The sequence below is a fragment of the Mesorhizobium sp. YM1C-6-2 genome (assembly GCF_003666685.1).
Taxonomy (GTDB): Bacteria; Pseudomonadota; Alphaproteobacteria; order Rhizobiales; family Rhizobiaceae; genus Mesorhizobium_K.
Genome location: NZ_RCIZ01000010.1, coordinates 160,659 through 173,026, shown reverse-complemented (window position 1 = coordinate 173,026; position 12,368 = coordinate 160,659). Strand labels below are relative to the sequence as shown.

Sequence of the window (12,368 nt, the reverse complement as noted above, 5' to 3'; positions counted from 1 at the left end):
CCGGGGCAAGAACGGGAGCGGAAAAACAGGCGCGCCGGGTGCGCGCCATTCTGACGGCTTGCGCTAGCAGCCGCCGCAGGAAGCAGCTCCTCGGCGAGACGGTCGATGGCCGAAGCGCAATCGCAGGGTATCACCGCTATCGGGCGGCAATTCCATCGATGTAGGACAGACACTATTATCTGTCTGCCCTACTGACCGGTCATGATGCCGCCTGGCGCCGGATGCCGCTCACTCACCGGCGCCTGCGAGTAAACCCCTTTGCACTGCCCAGATCGCCGCCTGGGTTCTGTTGTGAACGCCGACCTTCTTCAGGATGGCCTTGATGTGCACCTTCACCGTGGCTTCGGTGATCGACATCTTTCCCGCGATCACCTTGTTGGGCGCGCCGCGTGCCAGCCAATTGACGATCTCGAACTCGCGCTCGGACAGGTTGGCGTCGTATTCCCCCGAAGCGCGTGACCTGCTCTTGGCCCAGTCCGCCTCGGTCAGCAGATCGACGAGCTGGCTCGGAAACACCTTCTCGCCGAGGATGACAAGGTTGAGGGATTCGACCAGCGCTTCTGGCGAAATCTCCTCCAGAAGATACCCATCTACGCCGTAGAGGAAGCCCTCGGCGATCTCCGAGGCGTCCAGCGACCGTGCCAGTATGACGATCCAGGGCGGAACACCGCAGGCCTTCAGGCCCTCGATTTCAGTTTCAAGATCGGCCAGCCGGTCCGGCTTCTGGAGAAGCAAAACCACCTGATCGCCGCTGCGGACGCCGTCGACCACCGCGGCATCCTGAAGAGATTCGGCCGCGGCTGAGACCGCGAACGTAGTTCCTTGCAACAATCTCGATAAGGCGGCTCGAAAGAGCCTACTTTGTCCGACCAGAAAAGTACGCATCGCAACCACCCACATTTTTAGGTTGCGATCCTCTAGGAACCCGGCGTGCCAGCCACGTCCAACGGCGCAGTAGCGCTCAATAGTATCGATATCCGCCAGCCCCCTGGATGCATCGCAACCAGACGAATGCCACTCCCCCAATCAAGTGCCCACTCGTAGTAAATTATCACAAATTGTCCCCGGAGCAAAAGATGCATCCTCTCGCTACCTCGGATTTTTTCGCTCCTACCCCCTTGGAAGTAGACTTTTTTATTGGTTCAGGGTCGCGGTAGTTGAAATATCTCCGCACGCAAAATTCATGGTAGAGTGGCGCTTTTCATCACCTCCTCGCCACGCGTATCGTCTCGCCGCCACATTCATGTGTTGAACCGCCAGCCAAGACTGAATCAGTTGGTGTCAATGTCCCTCGTCCTGCGTTTCCTGGCTGTATCCTGCATGCTTTTGCCTGCCTCCGCAGAGGCGGCATCCGAACCGGCCAAAGCCCCTCCGCCTCAATATATGATCATCTCCTTCGACGGCGCGCACGACCTCGCGCAATGGCAGCGCAGCCGCGCGCTGGCGGCGCGGACCGGCGCGCGCTTCACCTATTTCCTGTCCTGCGTCTTCCTGCTGTCGAAGGAGACACGCGGCGAATACCAGCCACCCGGCAGGAAGGCGGGCCGCTCGGAAGTCGGCTTCGCGCAAACGAAAGGGGAAGTCGCCAGGCGGCTCGACGAAATCCGGCTGGCCCTCTCCGAAGGCCATGAGCTCGCCAGCCACGCCTGCGGCCATTTCGACGGCAAGGCATGGAGCAGGGCCGACTGGCTGAAGGAATTTTCCGCCTTCAAGCGCATCATGGCCGAGGCCTACAAGATCAACGGAATAGCGGGCGAGCCGGCAGATTGGCGAAACTTCGCCGAGACGGGAGTGTCCGGGTTCCGGGCGCCCTATCTCAGCACGAGCGCGGCGCTCTTCGATGCGCTGAAGGCCGCAGGTTTTCGCTATGACGCGAGCGGCGTCTCGCGGGGCCCGGTCGAGCCCCATGCCGAGGGCGGCGTCGAGCGTTTCGCCCTGCCGCAGATCCCGGAAGGACCAAAGGCGCGCCGGGTGATCGCGATGGATTACAATCTCTTCGTCCGCCATTCGGGCGGCTTCGAGCGGCCCGACGAGGCGGCGGCCTTCCAGGAGCGAAGCTATGAGGCGTTCAAGGCCGCCTTCGACGCGCAGTATCGGGGCGGCCGCGCGCCGCTGCAGCTCGGCTTCCACTTCACGCTGATGAACGACGGCGCCTATTGGAAGGCGCTGGAGCGGTTCGCCGCGGAGGTCTGCGTCATGGCAGACGTCGTGTGCACCAGCTATGCGGACTACATGAAACGCACGCAGTCGGAACACAGCGGGATCGACGCCCCGGCAGCCGGCGGCTGAGCCGCCGGCCCATTGGCTACGGCGTCAGGACGCCGGCTGATCCTCCGGGCGCATGCCTGCCTGCTTACGCTCCAGATAGTGGCGGTCGATGTCGGGCAGCGGCGCGCCCTCCAGCGTCGCCTCGAAAGCGCGCAGGCGCTTGTGGACGGACAGGAGCTCGACGATCGTCGGCCAGGAATTGACCAGGAACTGAAACGATCCGGTGACCTGCGAGAAGGCGTAGCTGATCTGGTTCAGCAGCCCCAGCGTGATGGTGCCGGCCACGATGGACGGACCGAGGATGAGCAGCGAAAAGATGTTGTTGGCCTGCAGGTACGTGTAACGCACCACGTTGAAATAGACATAGTGGAAATAGAGCCGGAAGTAGTTGCGACGGACATCGTGGAAAAGCTCCGTCGTCGTAGCCGGCTGCGCCCGCGCCTCGTCGTCTTCGCCGTAGACGAGCTCCTTGCGGTACGCCGCCTCGACCCGCTGGTTCTTGAACTGCAGCCCCGGCAATTTGTAACCCGCAACAACCAGGCTGATGGTGCCGGCAAATGCCCACACGATCGCAGCCACGACCAGCGGATTGGGAATCGCACCGACGATCGGCAATTCGGTGATGTGGGCGGAAAGCCCGATCAGCACCGGCATGAACGCGATCAGCGTCATGATCGAATCGATGAACGCCGTTCCCAGCCCTTCCATGATCTGGGAGAAGCGCATCGTATCCTCCTGGACGCGCTGCGATGCGCCCTCGATGTGACGGAGACGATCCCAGTGAGACATGTAGTAGTCGTTCATCGCGTTGCGCCAGCGGAAGACCCAGTGGCTGACGAGAAAGGCGTTCAGCACGGAAACGTTCATGCCGACCAGCGCCAGCCCCGCGAAGCTCGCTACCTGGGAATAGAACTCGGGAGTGGTCGTGGTGACTGTCTTCGACAGCACATTCTGGATGTAGTCCCAGAACGGCCCGTACCAGTTGTTGACCGCGACGCTGACCTGCACCTGGAAATAGACGATGAACAGGATGAGCGAGGAGCCGAGGATCGACCAGCGCTGCCAGGGGTGCGGCGAATACCAGCTCCAGAAGGCGTAGAAGATGGCCACGCCTAGCGCGAAATACACATAGAACCAGAGGAACGGCTTCGACCAGAAAACGGAAACGCCGATGATGGGGGGCGTCCCGGCCGCAGCAGGCGGAAATCCAAAATACGCGCCCAACTGTTCACCGCCGGCGAACCAGAGAAACACCAGCACAAGGCTCCAGATGGCCGCCGAGGTGAAAAACAGCCGTGGTTGCGGGAAAAAAGATACGAACAAGCGGCGATTCCTTGTGGCGTCGTATGTCGGGCGGCATCAATCCACACTTCCCCGCGAAAGGAAATGGCCGGCACGGAGAGCCGGTTCGATGTCCGGCGACCGCCAGAACGCACAATCGTGGCGATTTTGGCGACGGACCGTCCGCTAACGGGCGGGTGGCGTCGGTGCCTGACCGTCAGCGGTCGGAAGTCGCCTGTTCGTAGATGTCGGGCTTGAAGCCGACGGTGATGTTACCGTCGACGTCGAGCACAGGACGCTTGATCAGCGTCGGATGCGCCTGCATCAGCGCGACGGCCTTCTTCTCGTCGAGGCCCTGCTTGTCGGCATCCGGCAGCTCCTTGAAGGTCGTGCTCGCCTTGTTGAGCAACTTCTCCCAGCCGACCGCGCTCTTCCAGCGGGCAAGGTTCTTCGGCTCGAAGCCCTCGGCGCGGTAGTCGACGAAACGATGCTCGACGCCCCTGCCCTCGAGCCAGGTGCGCGCCTTCTTCACCGTGTCGCAGTTCTTGATGCCGTAGATGGTGACGGTCATGGCAAATCTCCTGCGGACCCCATACGCCGCGCAGGAGATTCGTGGAAGCGCTTAAGCCGCGTTTCTCGCGCGTTCGGGGAACAGCGCCAGCAGCCCCTCGGGCGAGGCTTTTGCGATGCCGCGCTCGGTGATGAGGCCGGTGACGAGGCGGGCCGGCGTCACGTCGAAGGCGGGGTTGGCGGCAGGCGAGTTGTCGGGCGAGATGCGGACCTGTGCGATGTCGCCGGCTGCGGTCTTGCCCTGGACATAGGAAACCTCGTCGGCGGAGCGTTCCTCGATCGGGATTTCCTTGACGCCGTCATGCACGGTCCAGTCGATGGTCGGCGACGGCAGGCCGACATAGAAGGGCACGCCATTGTCGCGGGCGGCGAGCGCCTTCAGGTAGGTACCGATCTTGTTGCAGACGTCGCCGTTGGCCGTCGTGCGGTCGGTACCGACGATCACCATGTCGACCATGCCGTGCTGCATGAAGTGGCCGCCGGCATTGTCGACGATGAGCGTATGCGGCACGCCGTGGCCAGCCATCTCCCAGGCGGTGAGCTGGGCGCCCTGGTTGCGGGGCCGGGTCTCGTCGACATAGACGTGGACGGGGATGCCCGCCTCGGTCGCCAGGTAGATCGGCGCGGTTGCGGTGCCGTAGTCGACAGTGGCCAGCCAGCCGGCATTGCAGTGGGTGAGGATGTTGACCGGCTCGCCGGCCTTTTTCCGGGCGGCGATCTGCTTGATGATTTCGAGACCGTGCCTGCCGATCGAGCGGTTGAGCTCGATGTCCTCGTCGGCGATTTCCCCCGCACGACGCCAGGCCACCGCGGCGCGGTCGGCGGGGAACAGCGGCGACAGCACGCGCTTCATCTCGTCGAGCGCCCAGCGCAGATTGATCGCGGTGGGCCGTGTCTCGTGCAGCCGGTGCCAGACCCTGTCGAGGGCGGCGTCGGAGGGATCGTCTAGCATCTGGATGGCGACGCCATAGGCGGCGGTGACGCCGATCAGCGGCGCGCCGCGCACCCACATGTCGCGGATCGCGGTGGCGATACCCTCGACCGTGCCGACCGTCTCGACGCGGAAATCATGCGGCAGCCAGCGCTGGTCGATGATGTCGACCGAGCGGCCGTCCTCATTGACCCAGATGGTGCGGTAGTGGCGGTCTGCGACTTTCAAGCGACTAGATCCTTCTCGAAGCGGACGGCCAGCGCATTGATCTCATCCAGGCCGTGGATGCGTTCGCGGTTGACGCAGATGTGGCGGCCGAACTTCAACGCCTTTGCCTCACATGTAGCGCGCAAATCCTCGTCTTCTATGGTCTCGAAGTCGGCATTGTGGGCGAGGCCGAGGATACGGCGGTGGATTTCGACGCCGGCGAAGCCCAGCATGTCGACCCAGATGTCGTGCAGAATGCGGTCGAGCGCCTGTTCGGAACCGAGCCTATCGCCGCGATCCTCGTAGAGACGGCGGTCGTAGAGCATGCCGGTGCGCTCGCTGCGCCAGAGATGCGAAAACTCCTCGCGGAAGACCGACCAGGTCTCGACGATGACGCCCAGCAGATAGGCGCGCTGCGCCTCGCGGTCGCCGGCCTTCTCGTGGCCGGCCCCCTCGTGACCTGCTTGGGAGAAATAGGCCATCCAGAAATTGGCGAGCAGCATGCCAACGTCGAAGGCCATCGGCCCGTAGAAGGCGAATTCCGGATCGATGACGCGCGTGTCTTCGTCGGTCACCATGATCGAGCCGGAATGCAGGTCGCCATGCACCAGCGTCTCGGCGTTGGCGGCGAACATATGCTTCAGCTTCTGTGCCTCGACCTTCAGATCGCGGTCGGCACGCAGTTCCGCAACCAGAGCGTCGAGTTGCGGCGCGGTGTGTCGGTTCATCGCCGCTTCGTAATAAGGATCGGTGAAGACGAGGCTCTCGGTGATGTCGCAGAGCTCGGCGTTGGCGGCGAACAACGCCAGATCCTCCTTGCGGGCCCGCGCCTTCATCGAGAGGTCGGAGCCGCGGAACAGCGTGCGCGCCATGAACAGGCCGAGATCCCTGGCGATCTTCGGCGGCATGCGGCCATCGATCAGCGCGCGCCTAAGAATGACGTGCGGCGTCAGATATTCCATGACGATGAGCGCCTGCGCCTCGTCGAAATGGTAGATCGCGGGGACAGTGCCCTCGCCCGCCCTTGCCTCCTGGCGGACCAGCGCGTGATATTCGAAGAAGGAGCGCTTCAGCGGAAGCGGCCAGCTCTCGCCGACGAGCCTGACATAGGGCAGCGCCTGCTTGACCACCGCTCCGCCCTTTTCACCCTTGACGATGAAAACGAGGTTCAAATTGCCGTCGCCGACCTCGCGCACGTCCCAGCGGGAGGAATCGGCGCCGATACGCGAAGCGAGCGCCTCGACGGCGCCAAGGCGCGCGGGCAGGGTTTCGACGGTCAAGGCCTGAAAAGCCGGGGCTTTGTCCATGCTGATCCTCCCTTTTGGCCTGCGTTCCGGCCGGAACCTAGGAGCCACTCTGGCAATTGTCAATCGTATTGACAATTGCCGACTTCCTCCATAGCGTGGGCCTATTGGGAGGATGAATGGCAGATCCTGTGTTCCGCATAGCGGACCTTAGGAAGTCCTTTGGCCCGACGCAGGTGCTTGGCGGCGTAAGCCTTGAGCTTCACGCCGGCGAGGTCACCGTGCTGATGGGCGCCAACGGGGCCGGCAAGTCCACCCTCGTTCGCATCGTCTCGGGCGTCTACACCAGGGACGGCGGCACGATCACGCTCGACGGCCAGGATTTCGCGCCCGCCTCCCCCGCCGAGGCGATCCGCGCCGGCGTCGTCACCGTGCACCAGAACATCAATGACGGCGTTGTGGTGGCGCTCGACGTCGCGACCAATCTGACGCTCGACCGCCTGAACGGCGCCGGCGCAAAATTCCTTTTCAATCCGCGCCGCGTGCGCCGGCAGGCGCAGGAAGTCGCCGCCCGTATGGGGCTCGACGTCGACCTCGACGCCGAGATCAGCGACCTCTCGCTCGCCGACCGGCAGATGGTGGCGATCGCCCGCGCCATGGCGCACGAGCCGAAGGTGCTGATCCTGGACGAGCCGACCTCGTCGCTGTCGAGCGCCGAGGCGAACCGGCTGTTCGCCGTGGTCGACCGGCTGCGCGCGCACGGCGTCGCGATCCTCTACATCTCGCACCGCATGTCCGACATAAGGCGGCTCGCCGACCGCATCGTCAGCCTGCGCGACGGCCGCATCACCGGCATGTTCGAGACAAAGCCGCTCGATTACGAGGGCGCCGTCAACGCCATGCTCGGCCAGAACATGCATCGCGCCCAGATCGCCGCGCGCGACGGCGATGGCGCGGTCTTCTCGGTCGAGAACCTGTCGCTCGCTGCCCATTCCCGGCCCTTCTCGATGAAGCTCGGCGACGGAGAAATCGTCGCCGTGACCGGCCTTGTCGGCGTCGGCAAGACGGCCTTCGCCGAGACGTTGTTCGGCGTGCGCCGGCCGCTCGGCGGTGCGATGAGCCTGCGCGGCAAGCCCTACGCACCGCGTTCGACGGCGGACGCCATCGCCGCCGGCGTGTTCCTGGTGGCCAAGGACCGTGCCGAAAGCGGCATCGTCAAGGACTTCAATCTCTACGAGAATATGAGCCTGCCCTTCCTCGACCGCCTGTCGCGCTTCGGTGTGGCGCGGCGGCGCGCCGAACGTGCGGTCGCCCGCGAGGCGATCGCCGATCTCGGCATCGTCTGCCGTTCCGAGAAGGACGACATGGCGACGCTGTCGGGCGGCAACCAGCAGAAGACGATGGTCGCCCGCTGGATGTCGCAGCCCGCCAGCCTGTTCATCCTCGACGAGCCCTTCCAGGGCGTCGACATCGCCGCCAGGCGCGACATCGCCGACAAGCTGCGCGCAAGTGCTGCCGGCCGCGCCACGCTCATCTTCGTCACCGAACTCGACGAGGCGCTGGAGACGGCGGACCGTATCCTGGTGATGTCCGAGCACACCGTCGTCGGCGAACACCGCAACGAAGACGTCGACATCGACCGGCTGCTCGCCGAGATCGCCGGGCAGCCGATGCGGGGCGCGGCGTGATGGCGGGCAATACAGGGCGCAGCGCGCGCAACAACAAGGACTGCACCTCTTCATGACCTTGCGCGACTTCGCCATCAAATACGGCTTCATCGCCCTGCTCGTCGGGCTGATCGTGTTCTTCACGCTGGCGACCGACGGCTTCGGTTCGCCGCAGGCAGCGGTGTTCATCTTCCAGTCGGTGGCGATCACCGGCGTGCTGGCCCTCGGCGTCACCGCGACGCTGGTCGTCGGCGGCTTCGACCTGTCGATCGGCTCGGTGGCAACGACCGCCATGATGGCGGCCGCCTATGCGATGGTGGTGCTGGAGCAGAACGCGCTGGTGGCGGTCGCGATCTGCCTGGTCATCGGCGTCGTGGTCGGGCTGATCAACGGCTTCCTCATCGTCTACATGCGCGTGCCCGACCTACTGGCGACGCTCGGCATGATGTTCCTGCTGGTCGGCCTGCAGCGCATCCCGACCGAAGGCCGCTCCATCGCCACCGGCATGACGATGCCCGACGGCTCGACCGCCGAAGGGACCTTCAGCGCCGCCTTCCTGGCGCTCGGCCGCCACCGCTTCGACTTCTTCATGCCGAACCTTATCCCGGTGTCGGTGGTGGTGCTGCTGGTGCTGGCGGTGCTGATCTGGTTCTTCCTCGAATACACGCGCTTCGGCCGCATGATGTATGCGGTTGGCAGCAATCCGAAAGCAGCGGAACTCGCCGGCGCGCCTGTCAAGGCATACAAAATCTGGGCCTATGTGATTTCGGGAGTTTTTGCCTCGATCGGCGGCATTCTTCTCGCTGCGCGGCTTGGACGCGGCGACATCGCTTCGGGTAACAATCTGCTGCTGGATTCAGTAGCCGCGGCGCTCATCGGCTTCGCGGTTCTGGGTGCGGCGAAACCCAATGCCTTCGGCACTGCGATCGGCGCGTTGTTCGTCGGCGTGCTGCTGCAGGGCCTGACCATGATGAACGCGCCCTATTACACGCAGGATTTCGTGAAGGGGGCGGTCCTGGTCGTGGCCCTCGTCTTCACCTTTGCCCTTTCCAACAGGGGCAGAGCCTAAACATCAACCGACCAGACAATGGAGTGGAGGAAGGAATGAACTTTACGCGTAGGACTCTCGGCAGACTGGCGATCGGCCTCGCCGCCGCAAGCTGCCTCATCTCGGCGCCGGCGTTGGCGCAGGAAAAGCCGGCGCCGTTCGACAAGCCCGGCGACGTCAAGATCGCGCTGGTGCGCTATCTCTCGACCGGCGACTTCTTCCAGGCTTATCTCAGCGGCGTGGAAGCGCAGGCCAAGGCGCTCGGCGTCGACCTGCGCGTGCTCGACAGCCGCCAGGATGCGGCGCTGCAGGCCGACATGGTCGACCAGGCGATCGCGCTCGGCGTGCAGGGCATCATCATCCAGCACGGCCTGACGGAATCGATGAAGGAAGCCGCGCAGCGCGCGGTCGACGCCGGCATCAAGGTCGTCGCCTTCGACGTCAACGTCGAGAACGAGAAGATCCCGCAGATCGAGCAGTCGGACCGCGACCTCGCCCGCCTCGCGCTCGAGCAGGCGATCAAGGACAATGGCGAGAGCTGGAAGGCCGGCTACGTCTACGTCGCCGGCATCGCGCCGCTCGACCGCCGCGACGAGACCTGGAAGGAGTTCAAGGCCAAGTATTCGGGCATCAACGAAGCGGCAATGTTCGGCACGCTCGACAACCCGATCGCCAACTCGGTCGCCAACCAGGCGCGTTCGGTGCTGACCGCGAACCCGGACATCCAGGTGATGTTCGCGCCCTATGACGAATTCGCCAAGGGCGTGAAGATCGCCGTCGACGAGGCCGGCCTGTCGTCCGACATCAAGATCTATTCGGCCGACATCTCGACCTCCGACATCGCCGCGATGCGCGAGCCTGGCAGCGCCTGGGTCGCCACCGCCGCCACCAACCCGGCCGTGGTCGGCCAGGTGTCGGTGCGCGCGCTGGCGCAGCTCTTGGCCGGCGAGGACCCGGGCAAGCAGGTGATCGTGCCGCCGACGCTGATCACCCAGAAGGACCTCAACGACAACGACATCAAGAACATGGAAGAGCTGTCGGCGAAGATGCCGCAATTCGCCCATGCCGATGTCGCCATGCCGGCCTGGATGCCGAACCCGAACGCGAAGTGATTTCAGCCGCAGGGCTGAAATGCAGGAAGGGCGCCGCAGGGCGCCCTTTTTGCTGCAATCATTCTGGCCAATCGACGACGGAGAGATCGAGCGGCAGGACATTCTCAAGCGTCTGGGGCGGAACACGCGGCGTCAGCGTAAGCGGCGATCCAGTCGCCTCCGCCTTGTCGAAGTCCTCGGTACCTGCCTCGTTGACAGCAGTGATGGCAAAGCTGTCGAAGACGTAGGGGAGACCGTCCGAGGCCAGCGGCGACGGGCCGTCCATGACGTGCAGGTGCAGATGCGGCGCCTGGCTGTTGCCGGTGTTGCCGACCTCACCGAGAAGATCGCCGCGCTTGACCGTGTCGCCGAGCTTCACCTTCACGCTGCCCGGCCGCATGTGGGCGTAGTTGACGAAGAAGCCAGAGCCAATGTCGAGCACGACGAAATTGCCGTCGGCTTCGTCGAGCGGCAGGTTGGCCGGCAACGAGCCAGGCACCTGATCCTGCAGGTCGTTGCGCGTGCCGACTACGGTGCCGTCGGCAACAGCCAGGATCGGCTGACCGTAGATATGGTAGTTTGCCGGCACCTTGGTGTCGCCCACGACCAGCGTGTCGTCATCGTCGATCTGTTCCCAGTCGATGGCGAAACGCTGTGCAAGGTGGAATCTGCCGTCGAGCGACAGCAGCGCGCGAACATGACGGATGGAATCGCAGCAACCATCAGCGGCGACATACCCCCTGCCCCGCAAAGGCGGCCCGAGCACAACGGGCGCCGTCGCGACGACTTCGCCGGCGCCGATCCTCAGCGTCATGTCGCCGTCGATCACCGCGAAATGGGCCGTGATCTCATGCGTAATGCGCGACGGAACCGCGGTGCCTTCGGCCAGTGCGACGTGCAGGAAGACGACCGCGAACTGATAGGCGGCCAGTTCGCGCGTCTCGTGGCCGCGGCTGGCGCCGGGCGTCACACGTTCCGCGAGTTCATCGGCACCAAGAACCGCAAGACTCGCTCCACTGTCGGGATCGAGGACTTCGAGCTTCTCGAGACGAACATCCCCGCCGGTGATGTTGGTCAGTGCAAGTTCGTAGACGATATGACGCTTGCCGTCCGAACCGGAGACCACGTGGGGCGGAGCGATGATCTCTGCGGTCAGCGGCGTGAGCTGCGGCTCATCCGCCGCCCTGGCGCCACATGACAAACCCGCGAAGAACACCAGGGCGGAAAGAACCCAGATCGGAAACCGCATCGCGAACGCGCTCCCTGCGCATGCTTACGTTGCGGCAGGAGGCTACGACAGAGCAGGCCGGGAGCCAAGACTGGCACCTCGGAGCGGGTCACCGTTTTCGTCACGTCGTGGGAATTCGGATCAGCTCTCGATGAGGTGAAGCGCCGCCTTGCCGCCTTTTCACAGCGGCCGGCGAGAGCCGGCGGTCGAAGGTCGCAAGCTTGCCGCCATTCGATTTTGCCAGCGCGAGGAGATAGGTGTCCGTGACCTGAGCCGAGGTCAGGATGCGTGAAGGGTCGACAAGGTCCGAGCCGACAAGGCTGAGATCATCCGGCCAGAAACTGTGGCCGGGAAGATCTCGCAGCCGAATAATTATCCCGGCCACCTCCGCGGGCGATCCCGGCGTGTTCGTGTATCTGGAGTGACCGACGATACGCATCACACCGTTTTCGGTCATTGGACAAGTCGCCCAGTCCTCACGGCCCGAGGATGCGAACCAGGCGTGGGCCGCCTCATGTCCTACATGGCCAGGGTCAATCAGTGCGATGAGCACGTTGACGTCGAGCAGGTAGGTCACGGCAGTTCGTCGCGGAGCGTGTTCACCGTCTCCAACGTCACCGGCGGCGCTCCCGGCCGAACGCCAAGCAGGGGAATGCCGTTGCGCTCGGCAGGCGGCTGCGGCTTACGCAATGATTTGCGGGCGAGATCGGAGATGACATCGCCAAGGCTGCGGTCCTGCTGATCGGCAATGGCTTTCGCCGCCAACAGCACGTCGTCATCTATGGCAAGGGTAGTTCGCATGGCTCCACTCGGATGCGCATCAAGCATCACGC

11 protein-coding genes and 1 pseudogene are annotated in these 12,368 nt (G+C 64.1%); 4 read left to right on the top strand and 8 right to left on the bottom strand.

What is annotated here, in order from left to right; translation table 11 throughout:
* Nucleotides 1-228: 228 nt before the first annotated feature.
* Nucleotides 229-885: a response regulator transcription factor gene (locus D8676_RS21710; RefSeq protein ID WP_183097193.1), complete on the bottom strand. Its 657-nt coding sequence runs from the start codon at nucleotides 883-885 to the stop codon at nucleotides 229-231.
* Nucleotides 886-1,320: 435 nt separating this feature from the next.
* Between D8676_RS21710 and D8676_RS21705 the strand changes: the two genes are divergently transcribed.
* On the top strand, nucleotides 1,321-2,289 hold the full coding sequence (locus tag D8676_RS21705) for a polysaccharide deacetylase (protein ID WP_245427034.1): 969 nt from the start codon (nucleotides 1,321-1,323) through the stop codon (nucleotides 2,287-2,289).
* A 24-nt stretch (nucleotides 2,290-2,313) separates the two neighbouring features.
* Here the strand turns inward: D8676_RS21705 and sbmA are convergent, their stop codons facing one another.
* From sbmA to mtnK, 4 genes are all read right to left on the bottom strand, one after another.
* The gene (gene sbmA / locus D8676_RS21700; protein ID WP_121583186.1) at nucleotides 2,314-3,591 is read right to left on the bottom strand and encodes a peptide antibiotic transporter SbmA; all 1,278 of its coding nucleotides are present in this window, start codon (nucleotides 3,589-3,591) and stop codon (nucleotides 2,314-2,316) included.
* Nucleotides 3,592-3,766: 175 nt separating this feature from the next.
* Nucleotides 3,767-4,120 carry an arsenate reductase gene (locus tag D8676_RS21695; RefSeq protein WP_121583185.1) on the bottom strand — a complete coding sequence of 118 codons (354 nt, stop codon included), beginning with the start codon at nucleotides 4,118-4,120 and terminating at the stop codon, nucleotides 3,767-3,769.
* 51 nt (nucleotides 4,121-4,171) lie between these two features.
* Complete coding sequence (gene mtnA / locus D8676_RS21690; RefSeq protein WP_121583184.1) at nucleotides 4,172-5,278, bottom strand: S-methyl-5-thioribose-1-phosphate isomerase; 1,107 nt, start codon at nucleotides 5,276-5,278, stop codon at nucleotides 4,172-4,174.
* The gene (gene mtnK / locus D8676_RS21685) at nucleotides 5,275-6,564 is read right to left on the bottom strand and encodes an S-methyl-5-thioribose kinase (RefSeq protein WP_121583183.1); all 1,290 of its coding nucleotides are present in this window, start codon (nucleotides 6,562-6,564) and stop codon (nucleotides 5,275-5,277) included. Before mtnK ends, mtnA begins: the two co-directional genes overlap by 4 nt.
* Before the next feature lie 116 nt (nucleotides 6,565-6,680).
* Here mtnK and D8676_RS21680 point away from each other — a divergent pair, with 116 nt between their 5' ends.
* From D8676_RS21680 to D8676_RS21670, 3 genes are read left to right on the top strand one after another with little or no spacing between them, the layout of a single operon-like run.
* Nucleotides 6,681-8,189: a sugar ABC transporter ATP-binding protein gene (locus D8676_RS21680; RefSeq protein ID WP_121583182.1), complete on the top strand. Its 1,509-nt coding sequence runs from the start codon at nucleotides 6,681-6,683 to the stop codon at nucleotides 8,187-8,189.
* A 52-nt stretch (nucleotides 8,190-8,241) separates the two neighbouring features.
* Nucleotides 8,242-9,237, top strand: a complete 996-nt coding sequence (locus D8676_RS21675) for an ABC transporter permease (protein ID WP_121583181.1) — start codon at nucleotides 8,242-8,244, stop codon at nucleotides 9,235-9,237.
* Between the two features lie 35 nt (nucleotides 9,238-9,272).
* Nucleotides 9,273-10,328: a substrate-binding domain-containing protein gene (locus tag D8676_RS21670; RefSeq protein WP_121583180.1), complete on the top strand. Its 1,056-nt coding sequence runs from the start codon at nucleotides 9,273-9,275 to the stop codon at nucleotides 10,326-10,328.
* A 58-nt stretch (nucleotides 10,329-10,386) separates the two neighbouring features.
* Here D8676_RS21670 and D8676_RS21665 read toward each other — a convergent pair whose 3' ends face one another.
* The 3 genes and pseudogenes from D8676_RS21665 to D8676_RS21655 form a co-directional block, all read right to left on the bottom strand.
* Nucleotides 10,387-11,556, bottom strand: a complete 1,170-nt coding sequence (locus D8676_RS21665; RefSeq protein ID WP_121583179.1) for a M23 family metallopeptidase — start codon at nucleotides 11,554-11,556, stop codon at nucleotides 10,387-10,389.
* 120 nt (nucleotides 11,557-11,676) lie between these two features.
* Nucleotides 11,677-12,112: pseudogene (locus D8676_RS21660) on the bottom strand (TA system VapC family ribonuclease toxin).
* The gene (locus D8676_RS21655; protein WP_121583219.1) at nucleotides 12,109-12,336 is read right to left on the bottom strand and encodes a CopG family transcriptional regulator; all 228 of its coding nucleotides are present in this window, start codon (nucleotides 12,334-12,336) and stop codon (nucleotides 12,109-12,111) included. The pseudogene D8676_RS21660 and the gene D8676_RS21655 overlap by 4 nt, the downstream one beginning before the upstream one ends.
* Nucleotides 12,337-12,368: the final 32 nt, after the last annotated feature.